Genomic DNA, 20,661 nt, shown 5'->3' with positions numbered 1-20,661 from the left:
GCACGCATGACTAGGCTGCGCCGCGTGTTAGCGCTATCAGGTTTTGCATCGCCTGCTGACACGGGGTTGAGTGCAGAGGCGCGCGGCAGTGCACGTCTGCAGGCGTGCTGGTTGGGAAGGCAGTCGCAGGTGCTGTACAGGTCGAGCAGCAGGCCGCGTCTGTCCGGGACGTGGCGCGCGCACGGCTGGCATCAGGGGGATGCGCCGGCAGTCGAGGCGGCGGATCAGAGCAAGTGCTGTGTAGGGATGTATGTCGCGTGCCGTCCAGGCGCGTGGCCAGGCAAGCGCCGCGTCGCATTCCGCGACCACGGCCGTGGGTGTTGGATTCCAGACCCGAGGATAGATCGATGCGTCGTACGTTGAGCAAGTTCAAGTCGAAGGCCATGTTTACCTTCGTCGGTGGCATCCTGGTGATCAACCCCGCCTTTGCGCAGGACGTTGCCGCGCAGCAGTCGCCGCCGCAGTCCGGCGCACAAACCGCCACCACGCTGGATGCGGTCAATGTCACCGGCATCCGCAGCAGCCTGGATCAGTCAATGGGCATCAAGCGCGATGCTGCCGGCGTGGTGGATGCGATCAGCGCCGAAGACATCGGCAAATTTCCCGATACTAATCTGGCCGAGTCGCTGCAACGCATCACCGGCATCTCGATCGAGCGCCGCGATGGCGAAGGCGCGCAGGTCACCGCGCGCGGCTTCGGCCCGCAGTTCAATACCGTCACCCTCAACGGCCGCCTGATTCCCGGTGCCGATGCGTTCGGCGCGCCGGGCCAGACTCCGATCGGTGGTGTGGATGTGGGCACGCGTGCGTTCAATTTCGCCCAGCTCGCCTCCGAAGCCATCACCGGCATCGAGGTGTTCAAGACCAGCCGTGCCACCGCGCCCAGCGGCGGCATCGGCGCCACCATCAACATCCAGACCGACAAGCCGTTCAATCACGAAGGCGTGGTGGCCAATGCCGGCGCCAAGATGGTGTCGGATCGTTCGCAGCCGTTCGGCGATTCGCTCACTCCTGAAGTCTCCGGCATCTTCAGCTATACCAATCCCGACAAGACCTTCGGCATCGGCTTGAGCGGCAGTTACCAGAAGCGCCACGGCGGCTCGGTGCAGGCCACCGAAAATACCTGGAACATCCAGCGCTGGACCGGCACCGACCCGGCTCTGCGCCCGGATGCGGTGGTGACCAACGCGCCGGCGATCGGCCAGCTGTACGGCATGCCCAACGATCTGCGCTATGCCTTCGCCGACTTCCAGCGCGAGCGCACCAATGGCCAGGCGGTGATGCAGTTCGCGCCCAGCGACAGCCTGACCCTGACCCTGGACTACACCTATTCGTCCAACGAAATCCGCGAAGAGCGCGGCGAGCAGGGCATCTGGCTGCAGCGCGCCAACAGCTTCACCGATCTGACCTTCGACACCGGCCAGGCGGTGGCCACCCCGGTGTATCTGCGCGACGTGCCCAACGGCGCCAAGGACTTCGGCATGGAGCAGCAGCGCAACGAGCAGAAGTACACGCTCGGCTCGCTCGGCTTCAATGCCGACTGGCAGGTGAGCGACCGCTTCCAGCTGTCCTTCGATGCACACAACTCCAAGACCAAGAGCCTGCCCAACGACCCGGTCACCGGCGGCAGCGCCACGTACTTCAGTTTCGCCGGCACCAACAACTGCAGCAACGGCCCGTCCTGCGGCGGTCAATGGGGGCAGGAGCTGCGCTTCAACAATGGTCTGCCGATTGGCGCACGCACCTGGTATCCCACCGCGGCCGATTCCCTGGCCGGCACCAACGGCGTGCTCAACCCGGATTTCACCCCCGCCGAGCTCGGCTCGCAGGTCCTGCGCATCTTCTATCAATCGCAGGTCACCGAGATCAAGGAAGGCCGCATGGACGGCACCTTCGATTTCGAGGACGGGCGCTTCCAGTTCGGCGTGAGTACCGCCAATACCACCATGAACCGGCTCACCAGCGACACCAATTCCACGCTGGGCGACTGGGGCGTGGCCAACGCCGGCAACGAGCCCGGCATGCAGGCGCTGCTGCGGCCGGTGAGCATCACCGGCATGTTCAAGGACTTCAATGCCAATGGCGCCGCGCCCAATGCATGGCGCGGCGATGCCGATCAGCTGGCGCTGTGGGGTGGCAGCCAGTACGGCGCCACCACTCGCTACAACCCGCAATACAGCGCCGACAACCAGGTCGAAGAGAAGACCCGCGCCGCCTACGTGCAGTTGGAACTGAAGGGCGACATCTCCGGCATGACCACCAATACGCGGCTGGGCTTGCGCTACGAGCGCACCGATGTGGAATCCACCTCGCAGGTGGCAACGCCCACGGCGTTGTTGTGGCAGGCCAACAACGACTTTCAGCTGTTGCGCTCCACCGAGCAGCAGCCCTTCAGCGAGAAGACCAGCTACAACTACATCCTGCCCAATCTGGACTTCAGCATCGACATCTCCGATCAGCTGAAGGGGCGCGCCTCGTTCGGCCAGACCATCGCACGCGCGCCATACAACAACCTGATTGCCGGCCCGACCCCGAATACGCCCAATGGCTCGATCCTGATCAATCCCTCCAACCGCGCCGGCGGCAGCTCGCAGAACCCGCAACTGGATCCGCTGGAATCGGACAACCTCGATCTGGCGCTGGAGTGGTACTTCGCCGATGCCAGCTACGTGTCGGCCACGTTCTGGAACAAGCGCGTCAGCAACTTCATCGGCAACACGGTCTCGCGCGAATCCCTGTACGGGCTGAGCGATCCCACCTCCGGTCCTGACGCGCAGGCCGCGCTGGCCTTCCTGCAGAGCGGCGCCTGTGCGGCGCAGGTGGGCGCCTCCGGCAACGACGTCGCGGCGGCGTGCTCGGCCAACGACACCTCGCTGTTTGCGGCGATGGCGCTGCTGCGCAACGCCGCGGCCACCGGCGGGCTGGCCGCCTACAACGGCAGCTCCGCGCAGAGCCTGGCACTGGAGAACGCCTACGACATCGTCGGCAATGCCTCCGATCCGCTGTATCAGTTCGACGTGTCGCGCCCGGTCAACCAGAACAAGGCCAACATCCACGGCTGGGAGTTGGGCGGGCAGTACTTCTTCGACAGCACCGGCTTCGGCATCTATGCCAACTACACCATCGTCGAAGGCGATGTGGGCTTCGACAACACGGTGATCGATCGCGACCAGTTCGCGCTGCTCGGCCTCAGCGACACTGCCAACGTGATGCTGATGTACGAAAAATACGGCTGGAGCGCGCGCCTGGCCTGGAACTGGCGCGACGAGTACCTGATCGCCGCCAACCAGGACAATGCCAACCGCAATCCTTACTACGTCGAGGCGTACCAGCAGTGGGACCTGAGCGTCAGCTACAGCTTCAGCAAGCAGCTATCGGTGGGCTTTGAGGCGATCAACCTCACCGGCGAAGACGTGCGTTGGCATGGGCGCTCGGACAAGCAGATCATCCGCCTGATCGACCAGCAGCCGCGCTACACGCTGGGTGTGCGTTACGCGTTCTGACCCACCGGCTACGCTCACTTCCCTCCCGGTGAGCGCAGCCGGTGCCTGGTGGGGCAGGTGCCGACGTGCAGGCTGGTGCGGGCCCGTGGTGCGCTTCTTCTGAAGGCACCCGGGCAATCGTTCGGTGGCTGCGCAGAATGGCCGGGTCGAGTCGTCAGCCTGCGTGGCGCTGGTCTGGCGACCGCAACCGCAGGCTCGAGCTCGATGCCGCGACGCATTCGTGGATGCGGCCGGCACGCATTGCGGTTGCTTGCAAGCAAACGCCCGCCTGCTGGTGGCCGCTATGGCAGCGCAGCGACGCCGAGTGCCGCAGGCTTGTTCCCATGCTGCTGTGCCGCTTGCCGGCCTGGCGCTTTTTGGCAATGCTCGCCAACAGCGGGCGCGCCACCTGGCCGCGCGATCGACGCATTCCACGCAATGCGGTACTCCGTGGCGGAGCACCGTTGGAGTTTCAGATGACGCGATACGCAGTGCTCAACAATGTGGCGCATCAGGATCTGCGCGTCGTGCTGCGCTTCGGTGCCGAGTTCGGCGATGCGCTCGGCCTGGTGCCGGCATTCGTCACCGAATACGCCGAGCTGCAGCGCGAGTACCCGCTGTTCTTTCGCAAGAATCCGGCCACCGGCGGCTACCAGTCGGTGGCGCTGCTGGGCTTTGCACAGGACGAGAATCTGTTCCTGCAGGACGGCCGTTGGACTGCCAGCTATCTGCCCGGCATCGTCGCCAAGGGGCCGTTTCTGATCGGCTTCCAGGAGCAGCGTATCGATGGCGCCTTGGTGCAGGAGCCGGTGATCCACGTCGATCTGGAGCACCCGCGCATCAGCCGTCACGAAGGCGAGGCGGTATTTCTGCCGCAGGGCGGCCATAGCCCGTACCTGGAGCACATCATCGGTGTGTTGCGCGGCATCCGTGACGGTGTGGATGCCGGCCAGGCGATGGCGGCCGCGCTGGATGCGTTGGGGCTGATCCAGCCGGTGCAGCTGGATGTCACGCTGGATGCCACCCACGCCACCAAGCTGGAAGGCCTGTTCGCCATCGACCGCGAGCGGCTTGCCGCACTCGATGCGTCCTCGTTACAGCAACTGCATCGGGCCGGCTATCTGGAGGCTGCATTCCTGATGCTTGCTTCGCTGCACAACGTGCGTCGGCTGATGGCCGAGAAGCAGCGCCGCCTGCAGCAGGCGCACAGTGCGTCTGCGACTGCTGCGTTCGCCTGAGCGCATGACGACCGGCGCAGTCTTCTCCTCCCTCGCGGCCGTCGCCGAGCGCAGCGATTGCCACCCCGACGCACTACCGCTTGCCGCGTTGTGCGATGCCGCCGAGCCGGTGGTGCTGCGTGGCATTGCACGCGACTGGTCGCTGGTGCAGGCCGGGCTGCGCAGCCCCGAGGAGGCGATGGCGCTGCTGCGCGCGCACGACAGTGGGCGCCCCCTGCAGTATTCCCGTGGCGGCCCGGAAATCGCCGGCCGGCCGTTCTATACCGACGATTGCAGTGCGCTGAATTTCGAGGTGCAGCGCGGCAGCTTGAGCAGCCTGCTGGAAGCCATCGTGACGCATCGCGACGATCCGCAGCCGCCTACCTATTATCTGGCGTCGTTGCCTATTGACGACAATCTCCCGGGCTTGCGCGCAGGCAATGATCTGGATTTCGCCGCCAGCGGCATCGCGGTGCAGCCGAGTATCTGGATCGGCAATCGCGTCACTGCTTCCTGCCATTACGATGCGCCCAACAACCTGGCCTGCTGCGCGGTGGGGCAACGTCGCTTCACGCTGTTTCCGCCCGAGCAGGTGGCCAACCTGTATCCCGGCCCGCTGGATCCCACACCGGGTGGGCAGGTCGTGAGCATGGTGGATATCGCCAATCCGGATCTGCTGCGGTATCCACGCTTCGCCCAGGCGCTGGCGCAGGCACGCACCGCCGTGCTGGAGCCGGGCGATGCAGTGTTCATTCCCGGCATGTGGTGGCATCACGTGCAATCGCTGCAGCCCTTCAACGTGCTGGTCAACTACTGGTGGAGCAGCGTGCCCGCGCATCTGCCGGCGCCGATGCCCGCGCTGTATCACGCGCTGTGGGCCATCCGCGACCGCCCGGCAGCGGAGAAGGAAGCCTGGCGCGCCCTGTTCGACTACTACGTGTTCGGCCCTGCCGAGCGCGCGGGCGAGCACCTGCCCGAGCAGGCACGGCATGCGCTGGGCCCGATCGACCCCACGCTGGCGCGACAGCTGCGCGCGCTGTTGCTCGGCAGGCTCAACCGCTGATGCGCGCGATCGGCTCCAAGGCCACTGGCCGGACAACTGCGCAGCTGCCGGGCGGGCAGGGCCGATGTGCGGCATTGGCAGGTGCCACGCGCGCGCTCCGCTCCCTGCGGGCCACCCGCGTTGTCCAGACGATCGATCAAGACCTCACCCCGGATCCATCACCCAGGAGCGTGCAGTGAGCCAGGCCCCGATTCGCAAGGTCGTCATCGCCGGCGGCGGCACCGCTGGCTGGATCGCCGCCTGCGCACTGTCGCATCAATTCCGCGAGCTGCTGGAGATCACGCTGGTCGAGTCCGAGCAGATCGGTACCGTGGGGGTGGGCGAATCCACGGTGCCGCCGATCCGCAGCTTCCATCGTTTCCTGCAGATCGACGAGCAGGAATTCCTGCGCGCGGTGGCCGGCACCTTCAAGTTGTCGATCTCCTTCGAGCATTGGCGCCGCCAGGGCGAGCGCTATATTCATCCGTTCGGCATCACCGGGCAAAGCACGCTGGTGTGCGCCTTCCACCATCTCTGGCTGGAGAGCCAGCGCCGCGGCATGCCGGGCAGCTTTGGCGATTACTGCCTGGAAACCGTGGCTTCGCGCGTCGATCGTTTCGCCTTGCTGCGCGAGCCTGCGGTCAACTACGCCTATCACCTGGATGCCGCGCTATATGCCAGGTTCCTGCGCACGCGCAGCGAAGCCTGTGGCGTCAGGCGTATCGAGGGCAGGATCCAGCAGGTGACATTGCAGCCGGACAGTGGCGATGTCGCCAGCCTGCTGCTGGAAGACGGGCAGGTGCTCGAGGGCGACCTGTTCATCGATTGCAGCGGTTTTCGCGGCCTGCTGATCGAGCAGGCGTTGCACACCGGTTACGAAGACTGGAGCCATTGGTTGCCGTGCGATCGCGCCGTTGCGGTGCAGACCGAGGCGCTTGGCCCGCCGGTGCCGTACACCCGCGCCATCGCGCACGAAGCCGGGTGGCGCTGGCATATCCCGCTGCAGCATCGCGTCGGAAATGGTCTGGTCTTTTCCAGCAAACACCTGTCCGACGACGAAGCGCATGCCAAGTTGCTGCGCGATGTGGCCGCGCCTGCGCTGAAAGACCCCTGGCTGGTGCCGTTCCGCACCGGCCGCCGCCTCAAGGCCTGGAACAAAAACGTGGTGTCGCTGGGTCTGGCCAGCGGCTTTATCGAACCACTGGAATCCACCAGCATCCATCTCACCATTGCCGCGGTGGTGCGCCTGATCAGCTTGTTCCCGGCGGATGGCATTGCGCCCTCGCAGGTGCAACTGTTCAACGACATCAGCCGCGCCGAAATGGAACACGTGCGCGACTTCATCATCCTGCATTACCACGCCACCCAGCGCGAGGAACCGCTATGGCGGCAATGCCGCGCGATGGAGTTGCCCGAATCGCTGGCGCTGCGCCTGCGCGCCTGGCGCGAACGCGCACATGCCTGGCAAGCGGCCGATGAACTGTTCCGCGTCGACTCCTGGACCCACGTGCTGATGGGACAGGGCATCGTGCCCGAGCAGCATCATCCGCTGACGCGCGCGCTGTCCGATCGCGACCTGCGTCGCCTGCTCGACGGCATCGCCCAGCCGATCCGGCACGCGGTGGAGCAGATGCCGTCGCAGCAGGCGTTTATCGACGTGTATTGCAAGGCAGGTGCGGGCGTGTGGGGCCCGCGCAGTCCGGTGGTGACGTAGAGCGGCTGGCAAGGCTGGGGCGCCGCCGGTAGGCAGGCGCAGCCGCTGCCCACAACCGGCAAGGCGCCAGCACGTCCTGGCCCGGCTCGGCAACGCGATACGGGACGGGCGGCGTGCTCCGCGCAGTCGGCAAGGAAGGCCGGTACGGGCAGTCAGCACGGGCCAGACCAATGTAGGAGCGCGCTTGCGCGCGATTCGATTGAGCGTAACCGGAAACGCTCGTCGCGCCCTTCCACCCCCGGTTCCGAGCGCGCCGTCCACGCGCACCTGACGACTGCTTGCTACGGGTTGGCCGCTCTTGGACACACGGACCAGAGATGCAGTATCGCCTGCTGTGTCGTGCCCGCTCTGCACAATGTCTGGTGACTGCGCGCCGCTTGATAGCTGTTGGCGATCTCACCACCGGATACAGGTCGAATGCGCTGACGACAGTGCGCAGCCGGATCCATCGCTGCAGTGCCCGGCTGCTCCGCTACAACCGCATCAGATCCTTGCCGACCACAATCGGCCCGGCGTAGTGCTTGCGCGCGCCCTCGCTCCACATCGCATCGGTGATCGTGGGGTCGCCGCCAGGCACAAAGTGATTGAGCACCAGCATCCTTGCGTTGGCCGCTGAAGCGATCCTGCCCACTTCTTCGCTGGTGGAGTGGCTCTTGAGCAGATGGTCGAGCAAGGTCGGTGCGTTGTCGTTGGTCTTGAGCATCTTTTCCAGCGCGGGCAGGTACATCACCTCGTGCACCAGGATGTCGGTGTCCTTCGCGAATTCGGCCAGTGCAGGCAGGTAGCGCGTGTCGCCGGAGAACACCACCGTGCGGTCGCGCGCGGCGAAACGATAGGCGAACGCCGGCTTGAGCGTGTAGTGATCCACCAGCGTCGCGGTGACGGTGACCTGGTCGTTCTGCAGCACCGTGCCGGGCTGGTCGAACTCGTGCACATGGATCAGCTGCTTGAACGGCGGGCGGCCTTCTTCGCGGATGCGCGCATCGATGTCGATGGCATTCATCTCGACAAACGCATCCACCATCCTGGCGATACCGGGCGGGCCGTACAAATGCACCGGCGTCTGCAGTCCGCTGGCCCACGCCAGCCACACCACATTGAGCAGGTCGGCGTTGTGGTCGGAGTGGTGATGGGTGAGAAAGATGTCGCGCAGCGCAGGCAGGCGGATGCCGGCTTTCGCCAGTTGCTGTGCAACGCCATTGCCGCAGTCGATCAGGTAGGGCTGCCCGGCGATGACCAGCGCATTGGCGGCCGCGGCGCGCAGCGGTGATGGCGTGGGGCCGCCCTTGGTGCCGAGCAGCACCAGCACGCTGCCCTTGGCCGGGAAGGGCGCCGGTGACGCCGGGTCTGACGGCGCAGGGTCTTCCTTCGGTGCGCGCCGCAGTGCGGCACCGAGCTGGCTCGTCACGCTCAGCGTGGCCGCTGCCAGCGCGATGCGCAGCACCTGGCGACGGGAAGGGCGTGGCGAAGCGGCAGACATGACGGCTCCTGTCGAAGCGGGGGAGAGGATGTGCCAGACGGGGCGTGGCACTGCGCCAGACTATCGTGGGGCTGCCGGGTTTGCGAATGGATCACGTAAACCTCGGCACTGGCATGCCCGCGCCCGATGCAGCAGAGCTGCAACTGCGATGCACGCGGTGCGTGCACTGCCCGGTCCGATGGCCCGCCCCGAATCGGCTACGCCGACCCATCCGTTGCCTTCCAACGGCGGGCTTGCATCGATTGCCTTCAGAGTTCCCGTGCGATGAACGCGTTCAACGCAGGCGAACGATAAAACGCCATGCATTGCGCGAAGATCCTGTTGAACGGGCCGCGGCGGGCTTCGTCCTTCATCGGCACTTCGGCGCGATGGAAGTCCGCCGTCTGCTCGGCCACGAAACGATGCAGGCGGTCGGTGGCACCGGTCTTGGCATTGTCGAGCGCATAGGTCGTCAGCAGATACGAGCGATCGCGCAGCTGGTCGGCGGTGTATTTGCCGCTACGCTCATAGTTGTTGTCCAGGCACAGCTGCAGCGCGTAGGCCTTGACGTCGTCGCGATTGGCGGGCTTGCCGGCTGCATGGGCGGTGACCTGTAGCGACAAGGCCAGGAGTGCAGCTGCGGCGATGACACAAGGAGTGCGTTGAACGGGCATGCCGATCCAGGTGAAGGACGAGCTGCCAAGTCTGCATCATCCGGGCACTGCAGATGAAGTGCATGACGACTGACGCGCGTGACCGATGGGGTCCAAAGGTCAGCGCACAAAACATCAACCCGCACAGATCGATCCACACAGCACATCAAACAATCGACCACACTCCGTACAGGCCAGGCGCAGTCGCACGTGGCAGGCGATAAACGCCTGCCACGTGCATCACCCGCTTACGGGCCGAAGTAGGTGGAAATGCTGGAATACACGTCCGAGAAGCGCGAGTAGTAATCCGGATCGGTCTGCGCGGTGCAGAACGAGTAGCCGCCGTACAGGCCGCCGCGCAGCTGGTAGGCGCCACCGCTGGCGACGGTGAACAGGCCCGAGCCGGACGAGCCGCCCTCGGTGACGCCATCGTTCCAGACCACACGGTACAGCGGGCTCTTGCCGTCGATGCTGGTGCTCAGCCCATTGACGGTGCCCAGCGAATACTTCTTGACGTCACCGGACGGGTGGTGGATGCCGACGATCGAGGTGCCGGTCGCGCCGATCGCCGCGCTGTTCCATGCCGCATAGAACGCGCCGCTTGGCGGTGCGGTCTTCAGTTCCAGCAACGCGGTATCGCGCGTGGTATTGGCATGGCGCAGGAATGCACCGCCGGTCAAGGTGGTGGCCTGCGAGCTGGCGGTATTGCCGTTGCAGGTGGCCGCGTCGTAGAACCAGTAGGTCTGCAGCGTATTGGCGACCGTCTGCGTGCTGATGCAATGCGCTGCGGTCCAGAACAGGTTGCGCTTGGGCGAGTTGGTGTTGTTGAGCAGCGTGCCGGTGCACAGGAACGAGCCCTGGCTGGTGGTGAACACCATGCGCGCCACCGCCTTTGCGGCATTGGTGAAGCCGGCGGTGGGATTGGCGCGGCAGACGATATCGTTCTGGCAGGAATCGCTCTCGCCGATGGCAATGGTCATCATGTCGCGCGCGCTGGCGGTGGGGCTGATATCCAGGTGCGACAGCTGCGGGATGCTCAGGCTGAAGTTCTCCGGATACTGGCCGGCCGGCAGCGACAGTTCCACCAACAGATTCTCGCCGCTGACGGTGGGCGACCAGCCGATGCCGTCGCCGCTGGCGGCGAAGCTGGCACCGGATTGCTCGAATACCCGGCCATCGTCGCCGGCAAAGCGCAGCGTCACCTTGGACGGATCGCCCGGCGTGGCGCCGGCGCCACGCAGGATCAGCGACGCACGCAGCGAGGCCGCCTGCGCGGAGCCGACCTTCAAGGTCGCCACGCGTGAGCCGTCTTTGGCCATCTGCCAATCGAGCGTGGCCAGATTCACCAAAGGCTTGGCAACCGCGCGCGAAAACCCGATCTGCAAGGGCTGCCCATGTTTGACCTGTGCGATGCGACGCTCACGCACCCGACCGATCTCGGTGCTGGTGGGCGCAGTGAGTTGCACTACACGCGTGGGCAGGATGCCGCCACGCAGACTTGCCGACTGCAACGTCGCCGCGCCGAGCTTGGCCGCCTGCGGCGCGGTACTCACCGGCGCCGCATCCATTTCGGTCGGCGGCGTTGCCAGTGCAGCGCCGGAAACGGCGGAAAACAGCGCCAGGTACAAGGCATTCTTGCGATTCATGGGTAGTCCTTCTCGTCAGGGAACGACAGGCTGCGGCGGGGGCCATAGCCTGCGGGCGCCATCGTTGGCGCCGAACGAGACTAGCGAATGTTTAAAGCTGAATATGTGCTGAAAATCTCGTTCAGAGATTGGCAGTCGATAAAAAGATCATCGTGTTTTGCATGCAGCAGTCGACGTGTGCACGACTTGCCAGTGTCCTTGCGCATGCGCATGGCGCCGCATCCCAGGAATCGTCGTGCAACACGTACGCCGATCTACCTGCGGCAACTGCGATCGCAGAAAACGCCGGCAGCGCCGCCTTGATCAAGCTGTCAGGCGATGCAGGTAGATACGCTGCATGCGCGATGGCGAGCGCGCATGACCTTTGTGGGCTTTAACAAGGCGCGCTCTACGCCCCTGCAAGCAGGCATGTCGACGCACGCCGGCAGCCAGCAGCAACAAGGCTGCATATCGGCTCGCGACGGATTATTCCAGCGCGTCGCTGGCGCGGAAGTCGGTCGAGCGACCACTGGCTTTGAGAAACCCCAGCACTGCAAGCCCGACCACCATCCAGGCCGTGCCGCCGAGTTGCGCATGCTGGTCGGCATTGATCAGCACATAGGCCAGGATCACGATGCCGATCAACGGCGTGGCAACATGCAACAGCACGCTGCGGCCCTGTCCGCGGAAATGCCACAGCACCGCCACGTGCAACAGGATGAAGGCGGTCAGCGCGCCGACATTGCACAACGAGGACAGCAGCGCGATCTGGCCGACGAAGACTTCGCCCAGCACCATGCTCAAGCCCGCCACCAGCAGGATGGCGCGCTGCGGCACGCCAGTACGTGGATGGATGTAGCGCAGGAAGGCCGGCAGCTGGCGGTCGCGCGCCATGGCGAACAACAGGCGCGAGGTGGCGGCCTGCGCCACCAGCGAATTGGCGATCGCCGCACTGATCGCAACCGTGAGCGCAATGACGATCTGCAACCACGGCCCGGCGATCAGGCGCCCGATCTCGAAGAAGGCATCGTTGGAGGCCTGCGCGCTGGGATAGCGTTGCAGGGTGGGCTGCAGCAGCGCGGCCAGCCAGGTCTGCAGCACGAACAAGCCGGCCACCAGCAACAGCGCCAGCAGGGTCGCGCGCCCGACCACGCGATTGCCGCCACGGGCTTCTTCGGACAGTGTGGAGATCGCATCGAAGCCCAGGAACGACACCACCGCCACCGACAAGGCGCTGAAGATCAGCTGCGGCAAAAAGGCCTGCGGGTTGTAGAACGGACGCAGGTTCCAGTGCGCACCATTGACGCCACGCTGGATCGCCAGGCTGGCCAGCACCACGAACACCGCCAGCACCACCAGCTGCGCGTAGAGGAAGAAGCGATTGGCACGCGCGGTGGTTTCGATGCCGCGCAGGTTGACCAGCGTGTTGAGCACCACGAAGAAGGCGATCCACGCCGGCTGCGGCACCGCCGGCAACACGTTGTGCATGGCGTTGGCACCGACCACGTAGAGCAGGGTGGGCACCAGCAGATAATCGAGCAGGATCGCCCAGCCGGCCAGAAAGCCCATGCCGCTGCTCAGGCCACGTCCCACATACGTATACACCGAGCCGGCGACCGGAAACGCCTGCGACATCTGCTGGTAGCTCAACGCGGTGAACAGCATCGCCACGAAGCCGAGCAGGTAGGTCAGCGGCACCATCCCGGCGCTGATGTCGAACACGCCGCCGAAAATGGAGAACGGCGCGGTCGGCACCATGAACACCAGCCCGTAGATCAGCAGGTCCTTGAGCGTCAGCTGCCGCTTGAGCTCCTGGGTGTAGCCAAAGCGTTCCAGCGCGGCCGCGTCGTCGCGGCGGGAGGTGTCGGTCATGCAGGTGTCCGCTGAAAGGAATGCCGAGTCGCGACGCAGGCGCCGTGGGAGCGCCTGCACGTCGATGCTGCAGTGCAGCCATCCGACCGGCATTGTGACGATAATGTGGCCGCCAAGCCCATCCATTGGTAAAAGTGCTAGGTTTTCCCTGCTGGATGTCGTCCAGCGGCACACGTCGACACCGAAGGACCCACCATGTTCGACACTCTGGCCAGCCTGGGCCGCGACCTGCAGGCGCTGCACACGCTCAATGCCTGCCTGGACCGGGTGTTTTCCGACGTCTGTGGGCTGGGCTTCCAGTCCCTGGTCTACGACTACGCGCCGGTCCCGCTGAGTCTGGAAGGGGCATTGATCACCCCGTCGGTGTTCATGCAGCGCAATGCGCCGGGCGACATGCAGCACATCTGGTGCGAGCACGGCTATTACCAGCACGACCCGGTGCAGCAGCGTGCGACGCGCCGCACCACGCCATTCGTGTGGTCCTACCGCAGCGACGGGGAGATGGAGGGCGTGGAATACGTCGGCAGCCAGCATCGGCAGGTCACGCGTTATCTGTGCGATAGCGGTATGGGAACCGGTGTCACCGTGCCCCTGCACCTGCCGGGTGGCGCGTTCGCGACGTTCAGCGCTGCGGTCGATGCGGTGGCCGCCGAGGCGCCACGGCTGGCCGAAGCGCAGCTGTCGCCATTCCTGCTGCTGGCGCATACCTTCCAGGCACGCGCACAGGAGTTGCTCGATCCGCAGGAACGCCGCTGCCACCACATCGTGCTGACCCGCCGCGAGCGCGAGTGCCTGCAGTACTCGGCCAAGGGGCTGACAGCCAAGAGCATCGCCGCTGCGCTCAACCGTTCCACCGCCACGGTAAACCTGCATCTGAACTCGGCAGCGCGCAAGCTGGGTGCGCGCAATCGCGTCGAGGCCGTCGTGCGCGGCATGCATTATCGATTGCTGGAGCCGTAAGCGCGGCGGGTTCAGCGACTGCGACGGCAGGCCGCGATAGGCGATTTCCCTGCGGCGAGAAGTTGCGATCGGCAGGCGCAATCGCTGCCCTGATTGATGCCCGTCCTGGCGACCAAATACGCGTTCAGCTGGATCGCATCGCCCGCGCAGCCGGCCCCGAGCTTCGAAAGCGCCACGAACCTGGGAGTTTTGCCAGTTAACGCGCGGCGGTTGCCTCGCTAGGCTCGGCGCTCATTCTTGCCGTTAGCAGGCGCAGGTCATGCAGTCCACCGAGGGTTACGTCGAATTTCGTGGGTACCGGACCTGGTACCGCATCACCGGCGACCTGCGCAGCGACGCCTGCCCGCTGATCGTGCTGCACGGCGGCCCCGGCTGCACCCATGACTATGTGGACAGCTTCAAGGACCTGGCGGCCAATGGCCGCGCGGTGATCCATTACGACCAGCTCGGCAACGGCAAGTCCACCCATCTTCCCGATGCGGACCCCAGTTTCTGGACGGTGGGGCTGTTTCTGGACGAGTTGCAGACCTTGATCACGCAGTTGGGGCTGTCGCAATACGCGCTGCTGGGGCAGTCCTGGGGCGGGATGCTGGCGGCCGAGCATGCGGTGCGGCGGCCGGCCGGCCTGCGTGCGCTGGTGATCGCCAACTCCCCGGCATCGATGGGCTTGTGGCGCGCTGCAGCGCTGCGGCTACGTGCGCGCCTGCCCGAGGACATCCAGGCGGCGCTGGACGCGCACGAGGCGGCCGGCACCCTGGACGACCCGGCCTATCGCGCCGCAAGCCAGGTGTTCTACGCCCAGCACGTTTGCCGCGTGTTGCCCTGGCCTGCGGAAGTGGCGCGCACCTTCGCCGCCATCGATGCCGACCCGACCGTGTATCACGCGATGAATGGCCCGACCGAATTCCATGTGGTCGGCAGCCTGCGTAACTGGAGCATCATCGAGCGCCTGCACCGCATCAACGCGCCCACGCTGGTGCTGTCGGGCAAGTACGACGAGGCCACACCGGAAACGGTGGAGCCGTACGCACGTCTGATCCCGGACGCGCGGTGGCATGTGTTCGCCAATTCCAGCCATATGCCGCATGTGGAAGAACGCCCGGCGTGCATGCGCCTGGTCGGCAACTTCCTCGACGACCAGACGCCGTGGCCCGGCGAGCAGCTGGTGCATGCCTCCCTGCAGGCCAGCCGCGCTGTTTGAGCGGATGGTGTGGGGATGTATGTGAGTGCACGTGAAGCTGAGCGTGCCCGGCTGCGGTGCGCAGCTGCGACGCGTCGCGATTGAGCATGCGCTGCCTTGCTTGCGCATCGCATGCATCAGCTTGAGCAATGATTGAAGAGTCCTCCTGTTGATACACGCAGCTGTGCCTCAATCGCGTGTCACTGAGCCGACGCATCTAACGCGGATTGCCAGGCTACGGTCGAACACCACCTGAGACGTACCACGTGGTCGGACCGAAGCGGCCTGACAATGTCGAAAGAGGCTGGTCGTAGCGCCAGTGCTCGCCCACTGTCGCGATTGATCCAAAGGCGCAATCACGCATCGTCTTCTGCAACGCGGCATCAAATGCCGTGTAAACCACACAAGCCATGCAAATCGCATGTCTGCGATGGCGCTGCTGCTACGCACCAATGACGCTCACAACACACGTTCGTGTGCAGTGAACACTGCGCAGCATTTCGTGCTGCACTTCAATGCTTAGAAAACGCATCTGCCACTAGCAACTGCGGTCGAAAGCGCGCGTGAGTAAACCGGCATCGGCCTGCGTTTGCATGCATGAAAAACACATCTGCATAAGCACAAAAACACTGCGCACGCCGCAACGGTGTCCTGTCCCGGGTGTCTCTTGCTGTCCCTTTTGCATGTCCTGCAGGGAGAACACCGTGGTGCGTCAAAGTTTCAGTGATGGATAATTGTTTTATGTTTTAAATCGCGCGAAGAATGCGGCCCCCACGCACCGCTTTGCTGTTGTCGTCGCTCCGGCGCAGGCAGCACGCATCGCTTTTCCACACTTTGGGAGAGGCTGCATGATCATCAAGACATTCCAGGGCGCAGTTGCGCTTGCCCTGTCCGCCTGCGCTGCGGGCGCCATCGCCGGCCCGGTCGGGTACGGTGCAGGCACCACCGGCGGCGGCAACAAGACACCGGTCACTGTGACCACCTTCGAGGCGATGCAGGCTGCGATCGACAGTTATTCCGGCAGCGGCGGGTTGGTGCTCAACTACACCGGCAAGTTCGACTTCAGCAGCATCAAGGACGTCTGCGCGCAGTGGAAGTTGCCGGCCAAGACCGTGCAGATCAAGAACAAGAGCAACATCACCATCAAGGGGGCCAACGGCTCATCGGCCAACTTCGGACTATGGGTGGTGGGCAACTCCAGCAACGTCATCATCCAGAACATGACCATCGGCCTGCTGCAGGGTGGTGAAGATGCCGACTCGATTTCGCTGGAGGGCAATTCCAGCGGCTCGCCCTCCAAGATCTGGGTCGACCACAACACCGTGTTCGCCTCCTTGACCAAGTGCTCGGGCGCCGGCGATGCGTCTTTCGATGGCGGCATCGACATGAAGAAGGGCACCCATCACGTCACCGTGTCCTACAACCACGTCTACAACTACCAGAAGGTCGCGCTCAACGGATACAGCGACAGCGACACCAAGAATTCGGCCGCGCGCACCACCTATCACCACAACCGCTTCGAGAACGTCGAATCGCGTGTGCCGTTGCAACGGCGTGGGCTGAGCCACATCTACAACAACTACTTCAACAACGTCACCACCTCGGGCATCAACGTGCGCATGGGCGGGGTGGCCAAGATCGAGTCCAACTACTTCGAAAACATCAAGAACCCGGTGACCTCGCGCGACAGCAGCGAGATCGGCTACTGGGACCTGATCAACAACTACGTCGGTAGCGGCATCACCTGGGGTACCCCGGATGGCAGCAAGCCGTACGCCAACGCCACCAACTGGATCACCACCAAGGTGTTCCCCGAACCGCTGGGCTACACCTACAGCATTACCCCGGCCGCACAGGTCAAGGCCAAGGTGATCGCCACCGCCGGTGCGGGCACCAACCTGGCCGAGTAAGCGACAACAGCGTGCGGTCACATCGATCCCCGGCCTGTCCGGGGATTCTTGTCTGTGGGTGCAGCTGGTTCGTGCATCGTCGGTTTGCGGCCAAGCACGGCGGCCACCGCTGGTTGCACGTGGCAGTGAATCCCTGGCGGTGGATGCAGGCAGGCGTCCTCCAGTTTGATCGACCTCGCTCCGGCGCCGGCGTCAAGAGGCGCGGCAGGCGCCGCGACGCGGTATCGTGTCGCGATCCCATCCATGCAAGCCTGTCCATGCCGCTTCCAACCGATCCCGTTGCTGAGCACGCTCCGTCCGCCGCGCCTACCTTGCGCCACGCGCTGAAACCGCGGCAATTGATGATGATGGGCCTGGGCACGGCGATCGGCGCCGGGCTGTTCCTGGGCTCGGGCGTGGGGATCCACGCGGCGGGGCCGGCAGTGCTGGTGTCGTACCTGATCGCCGGAGCGCTGGTGATCATCGTGATGAACGCGCTGGGCGAAATGGCCGCGTCCAAGCCGGCCAGCGGTGCGTTTTCGGTGTATGCAGCCGACGCGATGGGCCCGACCGCCGGTGCGACGGTGGGCTGGTTGTGGTGGCTGCAGATCGTGGTGGTGATCGCCGCCGAAGCGGTCGGCGCGGCGGGCCTGCTCGCCTCGGTATGGCCGGCGTTGTCGGTGCCGTTGCTGGCGGTGGTGTTCATGGCCACCTTCACTGCGATCAATCTGCTCGGCGTGCGCAATTTCGGCGAGTTCGAATTCTGGTTCGCCATCCTCAAGGTCGTTGCGATCGTGGTGTTCCTGCTGATCGGTGTGGCCTTGCTGGCCGGCTGGTTGCCCGGCGTGGTGTCGCCGGGGCTGTCCAACTTCACCCAGAACGGCGGATTCGCGCCCAAGGGGCTGGCCGGCATCGGCTCGGCGTTGCTGGTGGTGGTGTTCGCCTTCGGCGGCACCGAAATCGTCGCAGTGGCCGCCGCGGAAACCGCCGACCCGGGCCGCAGCCTGGCACGCACGATTCGCACCGTGGCCTGGCGCATCCTGGTGTTTTACATCGGCTCGATCAGCGTGATCGTGGCGGTGGTGCCGTGGACCAGCGCGGCGCTCAGCTCGCCATTTGCCGCCGTGCTGGAGGTGGCGCGCATTCCCGGCGCGGCCACCGCCATCACCCTGGTCGCCGTGGTGGCCTTGCTGTCGGCGCTCAATGCCAATCTGTACGGCGCCTCGCGGATGATCTTTTCGCTGGCGCAGCGCGGCGAAGCGCCGCGGCTGCTTGGCAGGACCAGCGGCGAGCAGGTGCCGCTGGTGGCGGTGATCGCCAGCGTGCTGTTCGGGTTTGCCGCAGCCGCGCTGGAACTGTTGTACCCCAACAAGGTGTTGCCGATGCTGCTCAACATCGTCGGCGCCACCTGCCTGCTGGTGTGGACGATCTCGCTGCTGTCGCAGCTGATCCTGCGCGCACGCGCCGACCGTGCCGGCATCGCGTTGCCGTTCCGCATGCGGGGTTATCCGTTTCTGACCCTGCTGGCCCTGGGGATCCTGGCGGTGATCTTCGTACTGCTGGCGTCCTCGGCGGACACCCGCGCGCAGTTCCTGTCGATGGTCGGTCTGACTGTCTTCATCGCCGTGGTCAGCGAAGTGGCGCGACGCGTGCGTGCGCGGACATGAACGTGTAGGCCCACGTGGCTGAGTGCGCGATCGTCCAGTGGCGCAAACACGGCGGCAGTGCGCTGTTGCACACCGTCGAAGCGAGAACACGCAAGCAGTCTTGCGGTTTCCTTCCCCATCAGACAGGCGAGTGGCTGGATCTGCCGATCCAGCTCGGCTACTGTCATTCGGCCGATTCTGTTCGTTGCATCGGTTGGCTGGAAAACATCGGCGCGCCAGCGCGCGACGATGAAAATGCATCGCTTCATTCCTTGATTGTTTCAGCAGTCATCGCCGGGGTTCGTGCATGCATGCCGTTTCGTCCGAGAATTCTGCTGCCTTGCCTGCCGCCCGCACCCTGGAGGCGGTGCATGCGCTGGCCTATCCGGTCGACACGCATCTGGACTCGCTGTATCTATCGCGCCTGGGTGGCTTCGATTTCTGGAAGGGCGACTGGAAAGCGCAGCGACGCTCGCTGATCCTCTGGCTGATGTCCAAGACCTCGCCAAGAGGTCGCAACCAACCGCTGATGTACCACGTCAGCGGCCCGGACTTTCTGGCCGGCGGCTACGGCGCTGCCTGCTTCAGCGCCCACGCGTTGTGGGAGAACCTCTTCGGCGCGCCGTTTCTCGACCCCTGGAACAACTGGGTGGAGCATCAGCGCTATGTCGAGGAGATGGTGGCCGCGAGCAAGGGTCGGATGCGGCTGGCACGCAGCGCCGCCGAGCTGCGCGCGATTCGGGCCGAGGGTCTTTGCTGCGCCATCCTGTCGCTGGAGGGTGCGCATATGCTCGGCCCACGCGGAGCTCGCAGCCAGGCGCTGCGGCTGGAGCGCCTGGGCATCGCTGCCAGCGCCGGCGCCGCCTATGTGACGCTCAATCATTTCAGCCATACCGACATCTCCCAGGCCGGCTATGCGCCGCTCAATCCGTGGCGCGGGATCGAGGGCGCGGGGCTGTCGGAATTCGGCCGCAAGGTCGTGGAGCGCTGCATCGATGTCGGACTGCTGGTGGATCTTTCGCATACCTCTAGCCAGGGCGTCCTCGATGCCTGCGCCATCTGCGTCCGTCGCAACGTGCCGGCCTTCGCCTCGCATGCCGCCTCGCGCAGTGTCACCCGTGGCGCCGAGACGCGGCCGTCGCGTCATCTCGACCGCGGGCTCGACGACGCGGCGATCCGCGCCATCGTCCAGACCGGTGGCTGCATCAGCGTCATTCTGGCGCCGTACTTTCTGCAACATGCCTATCTGGCCGACGGCAAGCCGAACATGGATGCCGATCTCGCCTTTGTCGTCGGCTACTACGAAGCCTTTGCCCGACAGATCGCCGCCATGGGGATCGTCGAGGATCCGTGGAAGCACCTGAGTTTCGGCAGCGATTTCGATGGCGGCATTTCCAGCCTGCCGACCGGTATGCGCAGCGGCGCGGATCTGCCCAGGCTCACGCAGGCGATGCTGGATGCCGGCTGGCCCACGCAACGCATTGTCGATGTGTATAGCGGCAATTTCCTGCGGGTCTGGGAGCGGGTGCGGCCGTAGCGTTTTCCGGTGACCTGCGTGCGGATGCGGTGGGGCAGCGCGGCAAGCTTCCATCGCGTGCCGGTGTGCACCTGCGAGAGCCGGGTGCATCGCGGTGACCGGCCTGTGTGCAACGCGTCTGCGTGCGAGAAATGCGCGTTGCAGTGCACACCGGGTGTAGCATCGCCCAGAGGGCCAACAAAGTTACAACGCCAACGTCAGGCAGGTGCGGCCGGTGCTACGAATCGGCATGAGCCACGCCTGCGCTGCGGTTCCGGGCGCGCCGTCCGCACCCACCTGGCGACCGTTAGCTGCGGGTTGTGGGCCGCTGCTGGCTGCACAAGCGCGGCAATTTGCCGCAGATGCGACGCCGTGTCGCATCGGGAACGAGCACGACCGTCCTTAT

The 20,661-nt window shown here is 65.0% G+C and carries 13 protein-coding genes and 1 other RNA gene; 10 read left to right on the top strand and 4 right to left on the bottom strand.

What is annotated here, in order from left to right:
- Window positions 1-347 precede the first annotated feature (347 nt).
- The 4 genes from KHN93_RS14925 to KHN93_RS14910 all read left to right on the top strand — a co-directional run bounded on the left by KHN93_RS14925 (window position 348) and on the right by KHN93_RS14910 (window position 7,455).
- The gene (locus KHN93_RS14925; protein ID WP_181105577.1) at window positions 348-3,503 is read left to right on the top strand and encodes a TonB-dependent receptor; all 3,156 of its coding nucleotides are present in this window, start codon (window positions 348-350) and stop codon (window positions 3,501-3,503) included.
- A 455-nt stretch (window positions 3,504-3,958) separates the two neighbouring features.
- A complete protein-coding gene (locus KHN93_RS14920) occupies window positions 3,959-4,720 on the top strand; it encodes a SapC family protein (RefSeq protein WP_102253713.1) in 762 nt (253 codons plus the stop codon).
- Window positions 4,721-4,724: 4 nt separating this feature from the next.
- Window positions 4,725-5,762: a cupin-like domain-containing protein gene (locus KHN93_RS14915; RefSeq protein ID WP_102253695.1), complete on the top strand. Its 1,038-nt coding sequence runs from the start codon at window positions 4,725-4,727 to the stop codon at window positions 5,760-5,762.
- Window positions 5,763-5,937: 175 nt separating this feature from the next.
- Entirely contained in the window at window positions 5,938-7,455 is a 1,518-nt protein-coding gene (locus tag KHN93_RS14910; RefSeq protein WP_211920556.1) for a tryptophan halogenase family protein, read from the top strand.
- Window positions 7,456-7,927: 472 nt separating this feature from the next.
- Here KHN93_RS14910 and KHN93_RS14905 read toward each other — a convergent pair whose 3' ends face one another.
- The 4 genes from KHN93_RS14905 to KHN93_RS14890 all read right to left on the bottom strand — a co-directional run bounded on the left by KHN93_RS14905 (window position 7,928) and on the right by KHN93_RS14890 (window position 13,064).
- Window positions 7,928-8,935, bottom strand: coding sequence for an MBL fold metallo-hydrolase (locus tag KHN93_RS14905; protein WP_166764687.1), 1,008 nt, complete (start codon window positions 8,933-8,935; stop codon window positions 7,928-7,930).
- 248 nt (window positions 8,936-9,183) lie between these two features.
- Window positions 9,184-9,588 (bottom strand): hypothetical protein, encoded by a 405-nt coding sequence (locus tag KHN93_RS14900; protein ID WP_127159726.1) that lies wholly within the window; start codon window positions 9,586-9,588, stop codon window positions 9,184-9,186.
- Window positions 9,589-9,815: 227 nt separating this feature from the next.
- Entirely contained in the window at window positions 9,816-11,213 is a 1,398-nt protein-coding gene (locus tag KHN93_RS14895) for a trypsin-like serine peptidase (protein WP_039526151.1), read from the bottom strand.
- A gap of 465 nt (window positions 11,214-11,678) precedes the next feature.
- Window positions 11,679-13,064, bottom strand: a complete 1,386-nt coding sequence (locus KHN93_RS14890; protein WP_211920554.1) for an APC family permease — start codon at window positions 13,062-13,064, stop codon at window positions 11,679-11,681.
- A 195-nt stretch (window positions 13,065-13,259) separates the two neighbouring features.
- Between KHN93_RS14890 and KHN93_RS14885 the strand changes: the two genes are divergently transcribed.
- The 6 genes from KHN93_RS14885 (at window position 13,260) to KHN93_RS14860 (ending at window position 20,582) form a co-directional block, all read left to right on the top strand.
- Entirely contained in the window at window positions 13,260-14,024 is a 765-nt protein-coding gene (locus tag KHN93_RS14885) for a LuxR family transcriptional regulator (protein WP_039515206.1), read from the top strand.
- A gap of 259 nt (window positions 14,025-14,283) precedes the next feature.
- The gene (locus KHN93_RS14880; protein ID WP_211920552.1) at window positions 14,284-15,225 is read left to right on the top strand and encodes a proline iminopeptidase-family hydrolase; all 942 of its coding nucleotides are present in this window, start codon (window positions 14,284-14,286) and stop codon (window positions 15,223-15,225) included.
- Between the two features lie 827 nt (window positions 15,226-16,052).
- Window positions 16,053-17,114 (top strand): pectate lyase family protein, encoded by a 1,062-nt coding sequence (locus tag KHN93_RS14875; protein ID WP_039526156.1) that lies wholly within the window; start codon window positions 16,053-16,055, stop codon window positions 17,112-17,114.
- A gap of 257 nt (window positions 17,115-17,371) precedes the next feature.
- A complete protein-coding gene (locus tag KHN93_RS14870; RefSeq protein ID WP_211920550.1) occupies window positions 17,372-18,760 on the top strand; it encodes an amino acid permease in 1,389 nt (462 codons plus the stop codon).
- Window positions 18,761-19,046: 286 nt separating this feature from the next.
- Window positions 19,047-20,276 carry a dipeptidase gene (locus KHN93_RS14865; RefSeq protein WP_211920548.1) on the top strand — a complete coding sequence of 410 codons (1,230 nt, stop codon included), beginning with the start codon at window positions 19,047-19,049 and terminating at the stop codon, window positions 20,274-20,276.
- Between the two features lie 229 nt (window positions 20,277-20,505).
- Window positions 20,506-20,582, top strand: a non-coding RNA gene (locus KHN93_RS14860) — sX9 sRNA.
- Window positions 20,583-20,661 lie beyond the last annotated feature (79 nt).

The organism is Xanthomonas arboricola pv. juglandis, assembly GCF_905367715.1.
In the GTDB taxonomy this organism is placed as follows: domain Bacteria; phylum Pseudomonadota; class Gammaproteobacteria; order Xanthomonadales; family Xanthomonadaceae; genus Xanthomonas; species Xanthomonas arboricola.
The sequence above is the reverse complement of the archived record's forward strand: the minus strand, read 5'-3'. Positions and strand labels throughout refer to the sequence as shown.

Bases quoted from the DNA above. Each gene is read 5' to 3' on its own strand.
- KHN93_RS14905 (WP_166764687.1), bottom strand. From the start codon at position 8,935: ATGTCTGCCGCTTCGCCACGCCCTTCCCGTCGCCAGGTGCTGCGCATC.
- KHN93_RS14880 (WP_211920552.1), top strand. From the start codon at position 14,284: ATGCAGTCCACCGAGGGTTACGTCGAATTTCGTGGGTACCGGACCTGG.
- KHN93_RS14920 (WP_102253713.1), top strand. From the start codon at position 3,959: ATGACGCGATACGCAGTGCTCAACAATGTGGCGCATCAGGATCTGCGC.
- KHN93_RS14900 (WP_127159726.1), bottom strand. From the start codon at position 9,588: ATGCCCGTTCAACGCACTCCTTGTGTCATCGCCGCAGCTGCACTCCTG.
- KHN93_RS14875 (WP_039526156.1), top strand. From the start codon at position 16,053: ATGATCATCAAGACATTCCAGGGCGCAGTTGCGCTTGCCCTGTCCGCC.
- KHN93_RS14865 (WP_211920548.1), top strand. From the start codon at position 19,047: ATGCATGCCGTTTCGTCCGAGAATTCTGCTGCCTTGCCTGCCGCCCGC.
- KHN93_RS14895 (WP_039526151.1), bottom strand. From the start codon at position 11,213: ATGAATCGCAAGAATGCCTTGTACCTGGCGCTGTTTTCCGCCGTTTCC.
- KHN93_RS14885 (WP_039515206.1), top strand. From the start codon at position 13,260: ATGTTCGACACTCTGGCCAGCCTGGGCCGCGACCTGCAGGCGCTGCAC.
- KHN93_RS14870 (WP_211920550.1), top strand. From the start codon at position 17,372: ATGCCGCTTCCAACCGATCCCGTTGCTGAGCACGCTCCGTCCGCCGCG.
- KHN93_RS14925 (WP_181105577.1), top strand. From the start codon at position 348: ATGCGTCGTACGTTGAGCAAGTTCAAGTCGAAGGCCATGTTTACCTTC.
- KHN93_RS14915 (WP_102253695.1), top strand. From the start codon at position 4,725: ATGACGACCGGCGCAGTCTTCTCCTCCCTCGCGGCCGTCGCCGAGCGC.
- KHN93_RS14890 (WP_211920554.1), bottom strand. From the start codon at position 13,064: ATGACCGACACCTCCCGCCGCGACGACGCGGCCGCGCTGGAACGCTTT.